At 57.4% G+C, this 19,280-nt stretch carries 15 protein-coding genes and 3 tRNA genes; 15 read left to right on the top strand and 3 right to left on the bottom strand.

Going from position 1 to position 19,280, the window contains the following annotated elements; genetic code table 11:
* The first annotated feature begins 254 nt into the window (after positions 1-254).
* The 6 genes from BLR20_RS22280 to BLR20_RS22255 all read left to right on the top strand — a co-directional run bounded on the left by BLR20_RS22280 (position 255) and on the right by BLR20_RS22255 (position 6,276).
* A complete protein-coding gene (locus BLR20_RS22280; RefSeq protein WP_032612054.1) occupies positions 255-1,349 on the top strand; it encodes an ABC transporter ATP-binding protein in 1,095 nt (364 codons plus the stop codon).
* A complete protein-coding gene (locus tag BLR20_RS22275) occupies positions 1,349-2,464 on the top strand; it encodes an ABC transporter ATP-binding protein (RefSeq protein WP_032612053.1) in 1,116 nt (371 codons plus the stop codon). Before BLR20_RS22280 ends, BLR20_RS22275 begins: the two co-directional genes overlap by 1 nt.
* A complete protein-coding gene (locus tag BLR20_RS22270; protein ID WP_002552729.1) occupies positions 2,457-3,323 on the top strand; it encodes a carbohydrate ABC transporter permease in 867 nt (288 codons plus the stop codon). The genes BLR20_RS22275 and BLR20_RS22270 overlap by 8 nt, the downstream gene beginning before the upstream one ends.
* Before the next feature lie 10 nt (positions 3,324-3,333).
* Positions 3,334-4,134 carry a carbohydrate ABC transporter permease gene (locus BLR20_RS22265; RefSeq protein ID WP_004414065.1) on the top strand — a complete coding sequence of 267 codons (801 nt, stop codon included), beginning with the start codon at positions 3,334-3,336 and terminating at the stop codon, positions 4,132-4,134.
* Positions 4,135-4,146: 12 nt separating this feature from the next.
* The gene (locus BLR20_RS22260; protein WP_010437138.1) at positions 4,147-4,419 is read left to right on the top strand and encodes a DUF2160 domain-containing protein; all 273 of its coding nucleotides are present in this window, start codon (positions 4,147-4,149) and stop codon (positions 4,417-4,419) included.
* Between the two features lie 84 nt (positions 4,420-4,503).
* Positions 4,504-6,276, top strand: coding sequence for an ABC transporter substrate-binding protein (locus BLR20_RS22255; protein ID WP_054992405.1), 1,773 nt, complete (start codon positions 4,504-4,506; stop codon positions 6,274-6,276).
* A 62-nt stretch (positions 6,277-6,338) separates the two neighbouring features.
* Here the strand turns inward: BLR20_RS22255 and folD are convergent, their stop codons facing one another.
* A complete protein-coding gene (gene folD / locus BLR20_RS22250; protein WP_010437123.1) occupies positions 6,339-7,193 on the bottom strand; it encodes a bifunctional methylenetetrahydrofolate dehydrogenase/methenyltetrahydrofolate cyclohydrolase FolD in 855 nt (284 codons plus the stop codon).
* A 297-nt stretch (positions 7,194-7,490) separates the two neighbouring features.
* On the opposite strand from folD, the gene BLR20_RS22245 reads away from it, so the two are divergent.
* The 9 genes from BLR20_RS22245 (at position 7,491) to BLR20_RS22205 (ending at position 16,763) form a co-directional block, all read left to right on the top strand.
* Positions 7,491-7,567 (top strand) — tRNA-Arg (locus tag BLR20_RS22245).
* Positions 7,568-7,618: 51 nt separating this feature from the next.
* Positions 7,619-7,694 (top strand) — tRNA-His (locus BLR20_RS22240).
* Positions 7,695-7,750: 56 nt separating this feature from the next.
* A tRNA-Leu gene (locus BLR20_RS22235) sits at positions 7,751-7,835 on the top strand.
* Positions 7,836-8,217: 382 nt separating this feature from the next.
* Positions 8,218-9,528 (top strand): trigger factor, encoded by a 1,311-nt coding sequence (tig, locus tag BLR20_RS22230; protein ID WP_003315274.1) that lies wholly within the window; start codon positions 8,218-8,220, stop codon positions 9,526-9,528.
* Positions 9,529-9,619: 91 nt separating this feature from the next.
* The gene (clpP, locus tag BLR20_RS22225; RefSeq protein ID WP_002552734.1) at positions 9,620-10,261 is read left to right on the top strand and encodes an ATP-dependent Clp endopeptidase proteolytic subunit ClpP; all 642 of its coding nucleotides are present in this window, start codon (positions 9,620-9,622) and stop codon (positions 10,259-10,261) included.
* 106 nt (positions 10,262-10,367) lie between these two features.
* Complete coding sequence (clpX, locus tag BLR20_RS22220; RefSeq protein WP_032612051.1) at positions 10,368-11,651, top strand: ATP-dependent Clp protease ATP-binding subunit ClpX; 1,284 nt, start codon at positions 10,368-10,370, stop codon at positions 11,649-11,651.
* Positions 11,652-11,858: 207 nt separating this feature from the next.
* On the top strand, positions 11,859-14,255 hold the full coding sequence (gene lon, locus BLR20_RS22215) for an endopeptidase La (protein ID WP_003409729.1): 2,397 nt from the start codon (positions 11,859-11,861) through the stop codon (positions 14,253-14,255).
* Between the two features lie 146 nt (positions 14,256-14,401).
* Complete coding sequence (locus BLR20_RS22210) at positions 14,402-14,674, top strand: HU family DNA-binding protein (RefSeq protein ID WP_002552737.1); 273 nt, start codon at positions 14,402-14,404, stop codon at positions 14,672-14,674.
* Between the two features lie 205 nt (positions 14,675-14,879).
* A complete protein-coding gene (locus tag BLR20_RS22205) occupies positions 14,880-16,763 on the top strand; it encodes a SurA N-terminal domain-containing protein (RefSeq protein ID WP_054992404.1) in 1,884 nt (627 codons plus the stop codon).
* A gap of 92 nt (positions 16,764-16,855) precedes the next feature.
* On the opposite strand, the gene fabI is transcribed toward BLR20_RS22205, so the two are convergent.
* Both fabI and BLR20_RS22195 read right to left on the bottom strand, forming a co-directional pair.
* Positions 16,856-17,650: an enoyl-ACP reductase FabI gene (fabI, locus tag BLR20_RS22200; RefSeq protein WP_003368564.1), complete on the bottom strand. Its 795-nt coding sequence runs from the start codon at positions 17,648-17,650 to the stop codon at positions 16,856-16,858.
* An 18-nt stretch (positions 17,651-17,668) separates the two neighbouring features.
* Complete coding sequence (locus tag BLR20_RS22195) at positions 17,669-19,279, bottom strand: ABC transporter ATP-binding protein (protein ID WP_010434407.1); 1,611 nt, start codon at positions 19,277-19,279, stop codon at positions 17,669-17,671.
* Position 19,280: the final 1 nt, after the last annotated feature.

The raw sequence follows: 19,280 nt of genomic DNA, 5'->3' as shown, positions 1-19,280 counted from the left end.
GTCGGCGTGACCATCCTTGCCCGCAACGTCCGTCCAGTGTCGTTCAGTTTTGTTCAAAGTCAATGTTCATTTTGTTCAAGTGTTCAGTTTTTTCTGTTCATTATTGTTCAGCTGTGAAAGCCGTTTCGTCCCATGAATACGGGCGAACGCTCTGTTTCGGGCGTCACCGGCAATCTGCCTGAGCTGGCACGAATGTCGCTATCTGCAAACAGTCACGCATTCACCCTTAAGAAAAAAACAACAAAGGGCACGCTATGTCACTCACGCTGGAGCATGTCAGTCGCGCTGTCGATGGTCAGGTCTGGATCGACAACGCCTCCCTGAGCTTTGAGCCGGGATCATTCAACGTTCTGCTGGGACGAACCCTGTCCGGCAAAACCAGCCTGATGCGCCTGATGGCCGGGCTGGACAAGCCGGACAGCGGGCGAGTGCTGATGAACGGGGTCGATGTCACCAATCGTCCGGTTCGTCTGCGCAACGTCTCGATGGTTTATCAGCAGTTCATCAATTACCCGAGCATGACGGTGTTCGAAAACATCGCCTCGCCGCTGCGTCAGGCCGGTCTGTCCAAAGACGTGATCCACAGCCGTGTGCAGGAAACCGCGAAGATGCTGCGCATCGAAAAGTTCCTGCAACGCCATCCCCTCGAACTGTCCGGCGGGCAGCAGCAGCGCACCGCGATGGCCAGAGCGCTGGTCAAGGACGCCGAGCTGATCCTCTTCGACGAACCGCTGGTCAACCTCGATTACAAGCTGCGTGAAGAGCTGCGTCAGGAAATGCGCGAGCTGTTCGCCGCTCGACACACCATTGCCATCTACGCCACCACCGAGCCCAATGAAGCGCTGGCGCTGGGCGGCACCACCACCATCCTGCATGAAGGTCGGGTGGTGCAGAGCGGCAAGACCCCTGAGGTCTATCATCGCCCGGCCACTGTGCTGGCCGCCGAGCTGTTCTCCGAACCGCCGATCAACCTCATGCCGGGCCGCATAGAAGGCAACGAGGTCAGCTTCGCCAATTTCGTGCATTTCCCGCTCAACGTCGACCTGCGTGCTGTCGGCGATGGCGAGTATCGTTTCGGCGTGCGCCCCAGCCATTTGAGCCTGGTGCCGTCCAACGATGATGATCTGGAACTGGCGGTCACCGTCGAGCTGGCGGAAATCAGTGGTTCGGAAACTTTCCTGCATGTGCGCAACGAGTTGTTCTCGCTGGTCCTGCATCTGCCGGGCGTGCATGCCTACGACGTCGATGCGGCGATTCGGGTGTACATCCCGACCCACAAATTGTTTGTATTCGATCAGCAGGGCGGCCTGATTCAGGCGCCGGGCCTGCGTATGGCGAGGGTTGCCTGATGGCCGAGATCCGCTTGCAGAATCTGGCGCACAGCTACAGCGCCAAGCCTGGTCCTGACGACTATGCAATTCGCGAGATGAGCCACGTCTGGGAGCAGGGCGGTGCTTACGCGCTGCTCGGGCCTTCCGGGTGTGGCAAGTCAACCCTGCTCAATATCATTTCCGGTCTGCTCAGTCCGTCGCAGGGGCAGGTGCTGTTCGACTCGAAAGTGGTCAATGAGCTGCCACCGGAACGCCGTAACATCGCTCAGGTTTTCCAGTTTCCGGTGATCTACGACACCATGACGGTGTTCGACAATCTGGCCTTTCCGTTGCGCAATCAGGGCCTGGACGAGGCGCGGATTCTCATCAAGGTCAACGAAATTGCCGATGTCCTCGACCTGCAGCCACTGCTGAAAAAGAAGGCGCGCAACCTCAGCGCGGACGAGAAGCAGAAAGTCTCAATGGGCCGCGGGCTGGTGCGCGATGACGTGTCGGCGATCCTCTTCGACGAACCGCTGACCGTGATCGATCCGCACCTGAAGTGGAAACTGCGGCGCAAGCTCAAGCAGATCCACGAGCAGTTCAATATCACCATGGTCTACGTCACTCACGATCAACTGGAGGCGTCGACCTTCGCTGACAAGATCGCCGTGATGTATGGCGGACAGATCGTCCAGTTCGGCACGCCGCGGGAACTGTTCGAAAAGCCGTCGCACACCTTTGTCGGCTATTTCATCGGCAGCCCTGGGATGAATCTGATTGACGTCACGCCGCAGCCGGGTGGGGTGGGTTTTGCCGATATTCACCTGCCGCTGCCTGAGTCTTTGCAGCAAAAGCTCGCCAATACGCCATGGAAAACTCTGAAAGCAGGTATCCGTCCTGAGTTCGTGCATGTCTGGGACGGACCTTATGACGATGCAATGTGCGCCGACGTGACCTATGTGGAGGACCTCGGCACCTACAAAATCATCACCCTGAAACTGGCCGGGCAACTGCTGAAGGTGCGTCTGCAGGAAGACAAACCGGTGCCGCAGGGCCAGGCCTGGATCAGCTTTCCGGGGCAATGGCTGATGCTCTATGCAGATGATTACCTGCTTGAAGCCGGCCCTGCCAGTGAGGTGTCCCATGCGTAAGGTTCAGAACAACAAGGCCTGGTGGCTGGTGATGCCGGTGTTTCTGCTGGTGGCATTCAGCGCGATTATCCCGATGATGACCGTGGTCAACTATTCGGTGCAGGACATCTTCGACCAGTCCAGCCGATATTTCGTCGGCACCGACTGGTTCCGGCAGGTCCTGCAGGACCCGCGTCTGCACGACTCGCTGCTGCGTCAGTTCATTTATTCGGGTTGTGTACTGCTGATCGAGATCCCGCTGGGTATCGCGATTGCCCTGACCATGCCGACCAAGGGGCGCTGGTCGTCGTTGTGCCTGATCGTGATGACCATTCCACTGCTGATCCCGTGGAACGTAGTCGGCACTATCTGGCAGATCTTCGGCCGTGGTGATATCGGCTTGCTGGGTTACACGCTGAACAACGTGCTGGGCATCAACTACAACTACGCCGCCAATGCCTCGGATGCCTGGGTGACGGTGCTGGTCATCGACGTCTGGCACTGGACCTCGCTGGTGGCCTTGCTTTGCTATTCAGGGCTGCGGGCCATTCCGGATGTGTATTACCAGGCGGCACGCATCGATCGTGCGTCAGGCTGGGCGATCTTCCGGCATATCCAGTTGCCGAAGATGAAAAGCGTGCTGCTGATTGCAGTGATGCTGCGCTTCATGGACAGCTTCATGATCTACACCGAGCCGTTCGTGCTGACCGGTGGCGGGCCGGGCAACTCGACCACGTTCCTCAGTCAGACCCTGACCACCATGGCGCTCGGGCAGTTCGACCTGGGGCCTGCGGCCGCGTTCTCGCTGGTGTATTTCCTGATCATTCTGTTGGTGTCATGGGTGTTCTACACCGCCATGACTCACAGCGAAAAGAATTGAGGGGCTGGTCATGAGTCTGCGCAAAACCATACCGCTGTGGATTTACCTGTTGTTTCTGCTGGTGCCGATCTACTGGCTGATCAACATGTCGTTCAAGACCAATACCGAGATCCTCGGAGGCCTGACCCTGTGGCCGCAGGATTTCACCCTGGCCAATTACAAGGTGATCTTCACCGACGAAAGCTGGTACAGCGGCTACCTCAACTCGCTGTATTACGTGTGCCTCAATACCGTGATATCGCTGAGCGTCGCACTGCCGGCAGCCTACGCGTTTTCACGCTATCGTTTTCTCGGCGACAAGCACCTGTTCTTCTGGTTGCTGACCAACCGCATGGCGCCACCGGCAGTATTCCTGCTGCCGTTTTTCCAGCTGTACTCGTCAATCGGCCTGTTTGATACGCATATCGCCGTTGCACTGGCGCACTGTCTGTTCAACGTTCCGCTGGCCGTATGGATTCTGGAGGGCTTCATGTCCGGCGTTCCGAAGGAGATCGATGAAACGGCCTACATCGACGGTTACAGCTTTCCCAAGTTTTTCGTGAAGATTTTCATTCCACTGATTGGCTCGGGTATCGGTGTCACCGCGTTTTTCTGCTTCATGTTTTCTTGGGTCGAACTGTTGCTGGCACGCACCCTGACTTCGGTGAACGCCAAGCCGATCGCTGCGGTGATGACTCGCACCGTCTCGGCATCGGGTATCGATTGGGGGGTGCTGGCGGCGGCAGGGGTGTTGACCATTCTGCCGGGCATGCTGGTTATCTGGTTCGTTCGCAACCATGTGGTCAAGGGCTTTGCTCTTGGTCGTGTCTGAGGAGACGAAAAAATGGAGTGGATGTCCTGGACACTGCCCACTGCGGCCTTCTTCATCAGCATTGCGGTACTGCTGGCAGGGATGACCGTATGGGAATTGCGCTCGGCAAGTATCGAGCGTCGTGGTTTTCTGCCGATTGCCACCACGCGTGGCGACCGTCTTTTCATTGGGCTTCTGGGCAGCGCTTATCTGCATTTGCTGGTAATCGGCGCGACGGACTGGAGCATCTGGATCGCTTCGGGGGCTTCCCTGGTGTGGCTGTTGGTGGTGATGCGTTGGGGTTAGAGAGCGGCCGGGCGCGGTTGCCGGGGTGATCCGGTCGGCGGCATTGGAAAAGCGGGACTACATGAAAGCAACCTGGAGATGACTATGTTCAATAAGAAAAACAAGCTGCAACATAGCGTGACGCTGGCAACCATGATCATGCTCAGCGGGTTGAGTGTGTCGGCATGGGCGGATCAGTACGAAGATGCGGCGAAGAAGTGGGCGGGTAGCGAATTCAAACCGAGCACGCTTTCCGATGCCGAGCAGTTGAAAGAACTGGAGTGGTTCATCGAAGCTGCCAAGCCGTTTCGTGGCATGGACATCAAGGTGGTGTCGGAAACCCTGACCACCCATGAATACGAGTCGAAGACCCTGGCCAAGGCGTTCACTGAAATCACCGGTATCAAAGTCACCCATGACTTGCTGCAGGAAGGTGATGTCATCGAAAAGCTGCAGACCGCCATGCAGTCGGACAAGAGCATCTATGACGGCTGGGTCAACGACTCGGACCTGATCGGTACGCACTTCCGCTACGGCAAGGCCCTGTCTCTGACGGATCTGATGGCCAGTCCTGAAGGCAGTAAAGTCACCTCGCCGACGCTGGACCTGAAAGACTTCATCGGCACCTCGTTTACCACCGCTCCAGACGGCAAGCTTTATCAGCTGCCTGATCAGCAGTTCGCCAACCTGTACTGGTTCCGTGCCGACTGGTTCGAACGTCCCGACCTGAAAAAGAAATTCAAGGACAAGTACGGCTATGAGTTGGGCGTGCCGGTCAACTGGTCGGCTTACGAGGACATCGCCAAATTCTTCAGCGAAGACGTCAAGGAGATCGACGGCAAGAAGGTCTTCGGTCACATGGACTATGGCAAGAAAGACCCGTCACTGGGCTGGCGTTTCACTGATGCCTGGTTCTCCATGGCCGGCAGCGGCGACAAGGGCTTGCCTAACGGCCTGCCGGTGGACGAGTGGGGTATTCGTGTCGAAGACTGTCATCCGGTCGGCTCCAGCATTACCCGCGGTGGCGACACCAACGGCCCGGCGGCAGTGTTCGCCACGCAAAAATACATCGACTGGCTGAAAGCCTATGCACCGCCTGAAGCTGCGGGCATGACCTTCTCCGAATCCGGTCCGGTGCCGTCGCAGGGTAATGTCGCGCAACAGATCTTCTGGTACACCGCCTTTACCGCCGACATGACCAAGCCTGGCCTGCCGGTGATGAATGCTGACGGTACGCCGAAGTGGCGCATGGCACCTTCGCCGAAAGGGCCTTACTGGAAAGAAGGCATGAAGCTCGGCTACCAGGACGTGGGTTCATGGACGTTCCTGAAGTCGTCCGACGAGAAAAAGCGTTTGGCCGCCTGGCTGTATGCGCAATTCGTGACCTCGAAAAGCGTTTCGCTGAAGAAAACCATCGTCGGCCTGACGCCGATTCGCGAGTCGGATATCAATTCCAAGGAGATGACCGAGCTGGCGCCCAAGCTGGGTGGTCTGGTGGAGTTCTATCGCAGCCCGGCACGCGTGCAATGGTCGCCTACCGGCACCAATGTGCCTGACTATCCGAAGCTGGCACAGCTGTGGTGGAGCCATGTGGCCGAGGCAGTCACCGGCGAGAAGACTGCGCAGGAGGCCCTCGACGGTCTGGCCAAGGACCAGGATGCAATCATGACGCGCATCGAGCGTTCCAAGGTTCAGGAAGCCAGCAAGTGTGCACCGAAGATGAATCCGGAAACCACTGCAGAAGCCTGGTACAAGAAGGCCGAAGAGAGCAACGGCAAGTTCCTCGCACCCCAGCGCAAGCTGGCCAACGAGAAACCCAAGGGTGAAACCATCGCCTACGCTGACCTGCTGAAGAGTTGGGAGGCAGGCAAGAAGTAAGGTTTTGTCGAAGTAAAAAAAACGGCACCTTCAAGGTGCCGTTTTTTATTGCTGCGGGCTGATCAGTCGTGCAGGGTTTCTGCCGCGTACAGCGTGTTTTCCAGCAGGCAGGCGCGTGTCATAGGGCCCACGCCGCCCGGAACCGGAGTGATCCAGCCGGCGCGGGGCAGGGCGGTCTCATAAACCACGTCGCCTACCAGCTTGCCGTCTTCCTGGCGATTGATGCCGACGTCGATGACGATCGCGCCCTGCTTGATCCACTCGCCTTTGACAAGGCCCGGCTTGCCGGCGGCAACCACCACCAGATCGGCACGACCCACGTGGCCTGCCAGATCCTTGGTGAAGCGGTGGGTGACCGTAACGGTGCAGCCCGCCAGCAGCAGTTCCATCGCCATCGGGCGGCCGACGATGTTGGACGCGCCGACGACGACGGCATCCAGACCGTACAGGTCGACACCGGTGCTTTCCAGCAGGGTCATGATGCCTTTGGGGGTGCACGGGCGTAGCAGCGGAATGCGCTGGGCGAGGCGACCCACGTTATAAGGATGGAAACCGTCCACGTCCTTGTCCGGGCGGATGCGCTCCAGCAGCAGCGAAGCGTCGAGGTGTGCAGGCAGGGGCAGTTGCAGCAGGATGCCGTCGACAGCGGCATCCTCATTGAGGCGGTCGATCAGATCGGTCAGTGCTGCCTGGGTGGTATCAGCGGGCAAGTCGTAAGCCTGGGAGATAAAGCCGACTTCCTCGCAGTCCTTGCGCTTGTGAGAGACATAGACCTGGGAAGCGGGGTCGTTGCCGACCAGAATCACCGCGAGGCCCGGCGTACGCAGACCTTGCTGGCTACGTTCGGCGACACGTTTGGCGATCTGCTGGCGCAGGCTGGCGGCGATCGCCTTGCCGTCGATTAGTTTTGCAGTCATGACGCGTGATTAACCATCGAGAGGAAAAAAATGAGCGCGCATTCTCTCATGACATGGCGCGAGGGCAAAGGCGATTGCTTTGCATATTCAGCTAACTCCTTTATCTAGCTGAATTTTTTTCAAAAAAAGGTTGACGGCCCCAGGGGCCGTCTATAAGATTCGTCGCACTTGCCGGGCAGAGCCCCAGCACTGGTTAAGCTAGCACTGGTTGATTCGGTCAGGCAGAGTTGCAAATCAGCTCGGTGTGATTGATTGAAAGCCTTTTAGTTTGTTATCGCAAGAGTACAAATTATATAAGTGCCCGTAGCTCAGCTGGATAGAGCATCCGCCTTCTAAGCGGATGGTCGCAGGTTCGAGTCCTGCCGGGTGCGCCATTCAAGGCAGCTTTGGCACAGCAAGTAAGTTGTATCGTCACGCGCAATATGGTGGGCGTAGCTCAGTTGGTAGAGCACAGGATTGTGACTCCTGCGGTCGTGGGTTCGAACCCCATCGTCCACCCCATATTAAGAAGGGCGCCAGATTCATAGTCTGGCGCCTTTGCTTTAAAAGTCTGAAATGCGGATGTGGTGGAATTGGTAGACACACTGGATTTAGGTTCCAGCGCCGCAAGGTGTGAGAGTTCGAGTCTCTCCGTCCGCACCAGGATAAATGTAGCCGACTCTCAATGCTTCGGTTGCAAAAAGGTACAAAAGAAAGCCGCCTAGTGCGGCTTTTTTTGTTTTGGCGTATTCGTTCCATCGCCTCGCTGGTCCGTCGGCCCTGTCGCCGCCGGTCGATCGAGGCGTGCTATGCAGATGGATTCGGTCATCGTCCGGTGCAGATGCTTCCTTATATAGGGGCCGTGCCAGACACGTCGCGAGTGATGCGAGGTGTTTTCCTTTCTCCTCCGGCTGCAGGCCGATTCCTTCTTGTTAACCCGCCCTTTTTCAGTAGGGTGACTTCTTGAGTTTGACCCACTAGAATGCATGCCCTTGATTCTGGGGTCGGAAACGGCCGGCTAACGTCTGTGCAACGAGGAATATCCATGCAAGTTTCTGTTGAAAATACTTCCGCTCTTGAGCGCCGCATGACCATTGGCGTGCCTGCCGAGCGCATCGAGACTGAAGTCAACAAGCGTCTGCAACAGACCGCGCGCAAAGCCAAGATCCCGGGCTTCCGCCCTGGCAAGGTGCCTATGAGCGTGATTCGTCAGCGTTACGAGGACGGCGCACGTCAGGAAGCACTGGGCGATCTGATTCAGGCTACTTTTTATGAAGCTGTGGTTGAGCAGAAGCTGAACCCGGCCGGTGCTCCTGCTGTAGAGCCCAAGTCGTTCGAAAAAGGCAAAGATCTGGAATACGTGGCTACTTTCGAAGTATTCCCGGAATTCACCGTTGCCGGCTTCGACAGCATCTCTGTAGAGCGCCTGTCTGCCGATGTGGCCGACAGCGATCTGGACAACATGCTTGAAGTGCTGCGCAAGCAGAACGTTCGTTTCGAAGTGGCTGATCGTGCTGCCCAGAACGAAGACCAGCTGAACATCGATTTCGTCGGCAAGGTCGACGGCGAAGTGTTCGCTGGCGGTTCCGCCACCGGTACCCAGCTGGTTCTGGGTTCCGGCCGCATGATTCCTGGTTTCGAAGACGGTCTGGTTGGCGCCAAGGCCGGTGAAGAGCGCGTTCTGAACGTGACCTTCCCCGAGGACTATCAGAACCTCGAGCTGGCCGGCAAGGCTGCCGAGTTCACCGTGACCGTCAACACCGTCTCCGAGCCAAAGCTGCCTGAGCTGAACGAAGAGTTCTTCAAGCAGTTCGGTATCAAGGAAACCGGTATCGAAGGCTTCCGCACCGAAGTTCGCAAGAACATGGAGCGCGAGCTGCGTCAGGCGATCAAGTCCAAGGTCAAGAATCAGGTCATGGACGGTCTGCTGGCCGCCAACCCGATCGAAGTGCCTAAAGCGCTGCTGGAAAACGAAGTCAACCGTCTGCGTGTGCAGGCCGTTCAGCAGTTCGGCGGCAACATCAAGCCTGACCAGCTGCCGGCAGAGCTGTTCGAAGAGCAGGCCAAGCGCCGCGTCGAGCTGGGCCTGATCGTTGCCGAGGTCGTCAAACAGTTCGACCTCAAGCCTGATGACGCTCGCGTTCGCGAAATGATTCAGGAAATGGCCTCCGCCTATCAGGAGCCTGAGCAGGTCGTGGCCTGGTACTACAAGAACGAGCAGCAAATGAACGAGGTACGCTCTGTTGTGCTTGAAGAGCAAGTTGTAGATACTGTTTTGCAGAAAGCTAGCGTGACCGACAAATCGGTCTCCTACGAAGAAGCTGTCAAGCCGGTGGAAGCTCCAAAAGCCGACTGATTTCTCTTTTCGTGCGAAAACACCCACAAGCCAGCCTTCGCGCTGGCTTGTGCGTATTCAAGACTCGACTATTTGGGAGTGAATGCAGGACATGTCCCGCAATTCTTATATTCAGCAGAACTCTGACATCCAGGCCGCTGGCGGCCTGGTCCCGATGGTTATCGAGCAGTCCGCCCGTGGCGAACGCGCCTATGACATCTATTCGCGCCTTCTCAAGGAGCGAGTCATCTTTATGGTTGGTCCGGTAGAGGACTACATGGCCAACCTTATCGCGGCACAGCTGCTCTTCCTTGAAGCGGAAAACCCGGACAAGGATATCCATCTCTACATCAACTCGCCGGGCGGTTCGGTGACTGCAGGCATGTCGATCTACGACACCATGCAGTTCATCAAGCCGGACGTTTCGACCATCTGTATCGGTCAGGCTTGCAGCATGGGTGCATTCCTGCTGGCCGGCGGTGCAGAAGGCAAGCGTCATTGCCTGCCCAACTCGCGGATGATGATTCACCAGCCGCTGGGCGGTTTCCAGGGTCAGGCGTCGGATATCGACATCCATGCCAAGGAAATCCTGCACATTCGTCATCGTCTCAACTCGCTGCTGGCGCATCACACCGGCCAGAGCCTCGAAACCATCGAGCGCGATACCGAACGTGACAACTTCATGAGCGCAGAGCGTGCAGCCGAATACGGCCTGATCGACTCGGTGATCAACAAGCGTCAAATGCCTGCCTAAGCGGCTCAAAATGTAGGGGGTCGGCACAACCGACCGCCTGCGGACTTGAAAAAGCCCGCAATAGCCTTCATCTTGTGTTGCAAGCCTACCGGATTGGATCGATCGAATGACTGACACCCGCAACGGCGAGGACAACGGCAAATTGCTCTATTGCTCCTTCTGTGGCAAAAGCCAGCATGAAGTGCGCAAATTGATTGCCGGCCCCTCGGTCTTTATCTGCGACGAGTGCGTCGACCTGTGCAACGACATCATCCGTGAGGAGGTGCAGGAAGCTCAGGCCGAAAGCAGCGCGCATAAATTGCCTTCGCCCAAAGAAATCAGCGGCATCCTTGACCAGTACGTAATCGGTCAGGAACGTGCCAAAAAGGTTCTCGCAGTAGCGGTGTATAACCACTACAAGCGTCTGAATCAGCGTGACAAGAAGAACGACGACGTCGAGCTTGGCAAGAGCAACATTCTGCTGATCGGCCCTACGGGCTCCGGCAAAACGCTGCTGGCCGAAACACTGGCTCGCCTGCTCAACGTGCCGTTCACCATCGCCGATGCCACCACCCTGACCGAAGCCGGTTATGTGGGTGAGGACGTCGAAAACATTATCCAGAAGCTGTTGCAGAAATGTGATTACGATGTCGAGAAGGCCCAGATGGGTATTGTCTACATCGACGAAATCGACAAGATTTCGCGCAAATCCGACAACCCTTCGATCACTCGTGACGTGTCCGGCGAAGGCGTGCAGCAAGCCTTGCTGAAACTGATCGAGGGCACCGTGGCTTCCGTTCCGCCTCAAGGTGGTCGCAAGCATCCACAGCAGGAATTTCTGCAGGTGGACACGCGCAATATCCTCTTTATCTGCGGTGGCGCCTTCTCGGGCCTGGAAAAGGTCATTCAGAACCGTTCCACCCGTGGCGGCATCGGCTTCAACGCCGAGGTTCGCAGCAAGGAGGAGGGCAAGAAGGTTGGCGAGTCGTTGCGTGAAGTCGAGCCTGACGATCTGGTCAAGTTTGGCCTGATCCCAGAGTTCGTTGGTCGTCTGCCGGTGCTTGCAACGCTGGACGAGCTGGATGAGGCTGCTTTGATACAGATCCTCACCGAGCCGAAGAACGCACTGACCAAGCAGTATGCCAAGCTGTTCGAGATGGAAGGTGTGGACCTCGAGTTCCGGACCGATGCGCTGAAGTCGGTTGCCCGTCGCGCGCTGGAGCGCAAGACCGGTGCCCGTGGCCTGCGTTCGATTCTGGAAGGCGTTCTGCTCGACACCATGTACGAAATTCCTTCGCAGAGCGATGTGAGCAAGGTAGTGATCGATGAGAGTGTCATCGATGGCTCATCCAAGCCGCTGTTGATATACGAAAACAGCGAGCCGCCTGCCAAGGTTGCTCCCGACGCATAAACGCATGTTCAGATGCGTGTGAAGTAACACTGAAGGGGGCCTTGTTGGTCCCCTTTTGCATTTTTAGTCCGTTCATTCGTATTGTATGAAGAAACTGATCTTTGCGGGTCGCGCCTCTAGAGCTTGTTTTTTTCGGACGCTACCCCCATCTTGGCTTCAAGCTAATTCCATCTGTCCCGGCCTATTGGCCGCCGTAGAGGCGAAATCATGAAGACCACTATTGAATTGCCTCTCTTGCCATTGCGTGATGTCGTGGTTTATCCGCACATGGTTATCCCGCTGTTCGTGGGGCGCGAGAAGTCTATCGAAGCCCTTGAAGCGGCAATGACAGGCGACAAGCAGATCCTGCTGCTCGCGCAAAGAAATCCGGCTGACGACGATCCTGATGAAAAGGCTCTGTACAGTGTCGGCACCATTGCCACCGTATTGCAGTTGCTCAAGCTGCCCGATGGCACCGTCAAGGTGCTGGTCGAAGGCGAGCAGCGCGGTTCGGTAGAGCGTTTCATCGAAGTCGATGGCCACTACCGCGCAGACGTCGCGCTGATCGACGAAGTCGATGCACCGGACCGTGAGTCCGAGGTGTTCGTGCGCAGCCTGCTGGCTCAGTTCGAGCAGTACGTGCAACTGGGCAAGAAAGTCCCTGCAGAGGTCCTGTCGTCGCTTAACAGCATCGATGAGCCTGGCCGCCTGGTCGACACCATGGCGGCGCACATGGCGCTCAAAATCGAGCAGAAGCAGGAAATCCTCGAGATTATCGACCTGTCAGCCCGTGTCGAGCACGTGCTGGCCTTGCTGGATGCCGAAATCGACCTGCTGCAGGTCGAAAAGCGCATTCGCGGTCGTGTGAAGAAGCAAATGGAGCGCAGCCAGCGCGAGTACTACCTGAATGAGCAGATGAAGGCCATTCAGAAGGAACTGGGCGATGGCGACGAAGGCCACAACGAAATCGAAGAGCTGAAAAAGCGCATCGACGCTGCGGGCCTGCCCAAGGACGCTCTGACCAAGGCGAATGCCGAGCTGAACAAGCTCAAGCAGATGTCGCCGATGTCGGCCGAAGCGACAGTGGTGCGCTCCTACATCGATTGGCTGGTTCAGGTGCCGTGGAAGGCACAAAGCAAAGTGCGTCTGGACCTTGCGCGCGCCGAAGCGATTCTCGATGCCGACCATTACGGTCTGGACGAGGTCAAGGAACGCATTCTCGAATACCTCGCCGTGCAAAAGCGCGTGAAGAAAATTCGTGGTCCTGTGCTGTGTCTGGTAGGTCCACCGGGTGTGGGCAAAACTTCCCTGGCCGAATCCATCGCCAACGCGACCAATCGCAAATTCGTGCGTATGGCATTGGGTGGCGTTCGAGACGAGGCTGAAATTCGTGGTCATCGCCGGACTTATATAGGTTCGATGCCAGGAAGATTGATACAAAAGATGACAAAGGTGGGTGTTCGCAACCCGCTGTTCCTGCTTGACGAAATCGACAAGATGGGCAGCGACATGCGTGGCGATCCGGCGTCGGCATTGCTCGAGGTACTTGATCCCGAGCAGAACCACAATTTCAACGATCACTACCTTGAGGTCGACTACGATCTTTCGGACGTGATGTTCCTGTGCACGTCGAACTCGATGAACATTCCGCCAGCGCTGCTGGACCGGATGGAAGTCATTCGCCTGCCGGGCTACACCGAAGACGAAAAGATCAACATCGCCGTCAAATACCTCTCGCCCAAGCAGATTCAGGCCAACGGCTTGAAGAAAGGCGAGATCAGCTTTGACGAGGAAGCGATCCGCGACATCATCCGTTATTACACCCGCGAAGCGGGCGTACGCGGGCTTGAGCGGCAGATTGCCAAGGTCTGCCGCAAGGCGGTCAAAGAGCACGCGATGGAAAAACGTTTCGCGGTGCAGGTCACGGCCGACATGCTCGAGCACTTCCTGGGCGTGCGCAAGTTCCGTTACGGGCTGGCAGAGCAGCAGGATCAGATCGGTCAGGTCACCGGTTTAGCGTGGACTCAGGTGGGCGGCGAATTGCTGACCATCGAAGCGGCGGTCGTATCGGGCAAGGGGCAGTTGATCAAGACCGGTTCGCTGGGTGATGTCATGGTCGAATCCATTACAGCAGCCCAGACCGTGGTTCGCAGCCGTGCCCGTAGCCTGGGCATTCCAGCTGATTTCCACGAGAAACACGACACGCATATCCACATGCCGGAAGGCGCCACGCCGAAGGATGGACCGAGCGCTGGCGTTGGCATGTGCACTGCACTTGTCTCGGCGCTTACACAGATTCCTGTGCGGGCAGATGTGGCAATGACCGGTGAAATTACCCTGCGTGGTCAAGTGCTGGCGATTGGTGGTTTGAAGGAAAAACTTCTGGCCGCCCACCGTGGTGGAATCAAGACGGTGATCATTCCAGAAGAAAACGTGCGTGATTTGAAGGAGATTCCTGACAATATCAAGCAGGATCTGCAGATCAAGCCCGTTAAATGGATTGACGAAGTCCTGCAAATTGCGCTGCAATACGCGCCGGAGCCTTTGCCGGACGTGGCTACAGATCTGGTCGCCAAGGAAGAAAAGCGCGAGTCTGACTCTAAGGACAGAATTAGCACGCATTAAGACTGGGCAGGCTTCCTTGACAGCTTTTTAGAGCCCTTGTTATAAAGCGGCTCTTTAAAGCAATCACCGGCAAGCCTTCCAGCGCTCGTTTTGCTTAACACCTAAAACTTAGAAACATACTCAATATAGAGATAAGGGGACTTAGAGTGAACAAGTCGGAACTGATTGATGCTATCGCTGCATCTGCTGATATCCCGAAAGCTGCTGCTGGCCGTGCGCTGGACGCAGTGATCGAATCCGTCACTGGCGCTCTGAAGGCTGGCGACTCGGTTGTTTTGGTTGGCTTTGGTACGTTCTCCGTGACTGATCGTCCTGCTCGCATCGGTCGCAACCCTCAGACTGGTAAGACGCTGGAAATCGCTGCTGCCAAGAAACCAGGTTTCAAAGCCGGTAAAGCCCTTAAAGAAGCTGTCAACTAAGCCTCTCTATGCCTTTGCCCGCTGGATCGGACCTGTCCTGATCCAGTAGCGGAGCGGTGGTGCATTCGGTTGCGACACCGAAGGGTTCGAGCCCTACCGCTTCGTCAGTTACGAGAAGGCGCATCCTCGGATGCGCCTTTCTTCTATCCGCTTTCTACCCACGCTCCGCGGTTGGTTAGTCAGTACAACCGTTTTGGGGGACGCAATGCTGCAGAACATCAGGGACAATTCACAAGGCTGGATTGCCAAGACAATTATCGGAATCATCATCGCCTTGATGGCCTTCACCGGCATCGAGGCGATGTTTACCGCGACCAGCAACAAGCAGAACGCGGCTGAAGTCAACGGCGAGGACATCTCTCAGAATGAGTTGAGCCAAGCTGTCGACATGCAGCGCCGCCAGTTGGCTCAGCAGCTTTCGCAGCAGTTGGGCAAGGATTTCGATCCTGCCATGCTGGACGAAAAGCTGTTGCGCGAATCAGCCCTCAAGGGTCTGATCGATCGCAAGCTGCTGCTGCAAGGCGCGGCGGATGCCAAGTTCTCGTTTTCCGACGCGGCACTTGATCAGCAGCTTTTGCAGACGCCTGAATTTCAGGTGGATGGCAAATTCAGCGCAGACCGTTTCGATCAGGTGATTCGCCAGTTGGGTTACAGCCGTATGCAGTTCCGCCAGATGCTTGGTCAGGAAATGCTCATTGGCCAGGTGCGTGCAGGTGTTGCCGGCAGTGCCTTTGTAACCGACGCACAGGTTGAAGCCTTCGCACGCCTCGAAAAGCAGACCCGTGATTTCGCCTCGCTGACCCTGCCTGCCGATACCTCGGCGGTCAAAGTGACCGATGATGAAGTCAAGGCTCACTACGACGAGCATGCCAAGGAGTTCATGAGCCCTGAGCAGGTCGTACTCGACTACATCGAATTGAAGAAGTCGTCCTTCTTCGACAAGGTGCAGGTCAAGGATGAGGACTTGCAGGCGGCTTATCAGAAGGAAATTGCCAATTTGTCCGAACAGCGTCGTGCGGCACACATCCTGATCGAAGTGAACGACAAGCTGAACGAAGAGCAGGCCAAGGCGAAGATTGAAGAAATCCAACAGCGTCTGGCCAAGGGTGAGGATTTCGCGGCGCTGGCCAAGGAATACTCGCAGGACCCTGGTTCGTCGAACAAGGGCGGTGATCTGGGCTACGCAGGCAAGGGTGTCTATGACCCGGCTTTCGAAGAGGCATTGTATGCCTTGAACAAGGACCAGGTTTCGCAGCCGGTGCGTACCGACTTCGGCTGGCACCTGATCAAGCTGCTGGGCGTTGAAGCACCTTCGGTGCCGACCTTCGCCAGTCTGAAAGGCAAGCTGACCAACGATTTGAAATCGCAGCTGGTCGAGCAGAAGTTTGTCGAAGTGACCAAGCAGCTGGAAGATTCTGCGTTCGAATCGTCCGACCTGTCCCAGCCGGCACAGGACCTGGGTCTGAAGGTTCAGACCACTGCACCCTTCGGTCGTGAAGGCGGCGAAGGCCTGACAGCCAACCGCGCGGTCATCCAGGCGGCATTCAGCCCTGAAGTGCTGGAAGAAGGCGCCAACAGCAACACACTGGAGCTGGATCCGGAAACGGTCGTGGTGGTGCGTTCCAAAGAGCACCTGCAACCACAGCAGTTGCCACTAGAGAGCGTTGCCAGCTCGATTCGCGCTCAACTGGTCAAGGAGCATGCTTCGGCAGCTGCCAAGACCAAGGGTGAGGCCCTGCTGGCCGGTCTGCGTGACGGCAAAATCCCGTTGGCGGCCAAGCAGGAAGGTCGTGACTGGAAGATGATGGAAGCTGTTACTCGCAGTCAGGAAGGGGTTGACCCGCAAGTGCTGCAGACGCTGTTCCGCATGCCCAAGCCGACAGGTAAGGACAAGCCGGAATTCGCCAGCATCACTGCTTCTGATGGCAGCTTCGTGATCGTCCGTCTCAATGGCGTCAATCAGGCGGCTGCGCCGACTGATGCAGAGAAGGCACAGTACCGTCGCTTCCTCGCCTCCCGTGAGGGGCAACAGGATTTCGCGGCGTACCGTGCACAGCTGGAAAGCAAGGCGAAGATCGAGAAGTTCTGATCTCGAAACGCGCAACAAAGAAGGCCGCTCATTGAGCGGCCTTCTTTTCGAGTGCGGGAAAGTGCCGCTCGCGAGGAGCGGCGTTTACCGTATTACTCGTCCATGCTGCCCATCGCGGTGGTGTTGAAGCCGCCGTCGACGTACATGATTTCACCGCTGATGCCCGACGCCAGGTCGGAGCACAGGAACGCGCCGGCGTTGCCGACTTCGTCGATGGTGACGTTGCGACGCAGAGGAGTCTGCGCTTCGTTGGCAGCCAGCATCTTGCGGAAGTTCTTGATGCCTGACGCGGCCAGGGTACGGATCGGGCCGGCCGATACGGCATTGACGCGAGTACCTTCCGGGCCGAGGCTGCCGGCCAGGTAACGAACGCCGGCTTCCAGGCTGGCCTTGGCCATGCCCATGACGTTGTAGTTGGGCATGGTGCGCTCTGCGCCCAGGTAGGACAGGGTCAGCAGGCTGCCGTTACGGCCCTTCATCATTTCGCGACCGGCTTTGGCCAGGGCCACGAAGCTGTAGGCGCTGATGTCATGAGCGATGCGGAAACCTTCGCGCGTGGTGGCTTCGGTGAAGTCGCCATCGAGCTGGTCGCCCGGCGCGAAGCCGACCGAGTGAACGATCACGTCCAGGCCGTCCCACTTCTTGCTCAGTTCTTCGAAGACCTTGTTGATCTCTTCGTCGCTGGCCACGTCGCAAGGGAAGCACAGCTCAGGGCCCGAACCCCAGCCTGCGGCGAACTCTTCGACACGACCCTTGAGTTTGTCGTTCTGGTAGGTGAAGGCAAGCTCCGCGCCTTCACGATGCATGGCGGCAGCAATGCCGGATGCGATGGACAGTTTACTGGCGACACCGACGATCAGGACGCGCTTACCGGCGAGAAAACCCATGTGTTGTTCCTCTTCAGGTTAATCGACAGCTACCGGCGCCAAAAAGGCGGCCTCCAGCAGCTGCTGTGTATAAGGATGTTGCGGTGCGGCAAAGATATCCTGCGCTGCACCCTGTTCGACCACTTGGCCTTGCTTGACCACCATCAACTGGTGGCTCAGCGCTTTGACGACAGCCAGGTCATGGCTGATGAACAAATACGTCAGGTTGTACTTGGTTTGCAGCGAGCGAAGCAACTCGACGACCTGACGCTGTACGGTCCGGTCGAGGGCCGAAGTCGGCTCGTCCAGCAAAATCAGCGCCGGCTTCAAGACCAGTGCACGTGCAATTGCGATCCGCTGGCGTTGGCCACCGGAGAACTCGTGAGGGTAGCGGTGCCGGGTATCCGGGTCCAGACCAACCTCCCTGAGTGCTTCGATGATCGCCGTCTGCTGTTCGGCGGCCGTACCCATGCCGTGGATTCGCAAGCCTTCGCCAACGATTTCAGCCACCGACATGCGTGGGCTCAAACTGCCAAACGGGTCCTGGAAAACCACTTGCATCTGCCTGCGCAGCGGACGGATCTGCTGTTGCGACAGGGATTCTAGCGCGTTGCCCTTGAACCGTATGGTGCCTTGGCTGCCGATCAGTCTGAGAATCGCCAGGCCCAGCGTCGATTTGCCCGACCCGCTTTCACCGACAATACCCAGTGTTTGCCCTTCCGGCAGGCTGAAACGTATGCCGTCCACCGCCTTGACGTGGTCGACCGTGCGCTTGAGCAGGCCTTTCTTGATCGGGAACCAGACTTTCAGGTCCTCGATTTCAAGCAGCGGAGCACCTGCGGGGTTGGTCGAAGGACCGCCGCTGGGCTCGGCGCTGAGCAAAACCCTGGTGTACGGATGTTGCGGCGAACGGAACAATTCTTCGCACGATGCCTGTTCGACGATGCAACCGCGTTGCATGACACATACTCGATTGGCTATTTGCCTTACGACGTTCAGATCGTGGCTGATAAGCAGAAGTGCCATACCCAGGCGAGCCTGCAACTGCTTGAGCAATTCGAGGATTTTCAGCTGTACCGTCACATCCAGCGCGGTGGTCGGCTCATCGGCAATCAGCAGCTCGGGTTCGTTGGCCAGGGCCATGGCGATCATTACACGCTGACGCTGGCCACCTGACAGCTCGTGTGGCAGCGCTTTGAGGCGTTTGCGTGGCTCAGGGATGCCAACCAGATCAAGCAGCTCTAGCGTGCGCTCGGTGGCCGCCTTGCCGGTCAGGCCCTTGTGCAGGCCCAGGACCTCGTTGATCTGTTTTTCCACCGAATGCAGCGGATTGAGTGAGGTCATCGGCTCCTGGAAGATCATGGCGATCCGGTTGCCACGGATCGTGCGCAGTTTTTTCTCTTCCACTTTCAGCAGGTCTTCACCCGCATAGCGAATCGTGCCGCTCGGGTGGCTGGCGATGGGGTAGGGCAGCAGGCGCAGGATCGAGTGCGCGGTGACTGACTTGCCCGAGCCGCTTTCGCCGACCAGCGCGAGCGTTTCACCGCGACGAATATCGAAGCTGATGTTCTCGACCACGCGTTGCCGCGAATCGCCCGTCACGAACTCGACCGCCAGATCGCGGATTTCGATCAGATTGTCATTGTTCATC

The sequence above is a fragment of the Pseudomonas congelans genome, from assembly GCF_900103225.1.
Taxonomy (GTDB): Bacteria; Pseudomonadota; Gammaproteobacteria; order Pseudomonadales; family Pseudomonadaceae; genus Aquipseudomonas; species Aquipseudomonas congelans.
The sequence above is the reverse complement of the archived record's forward strand: the minus strand, read 5'-3'. Positions and strand labels throughout refer to the sequence as shown.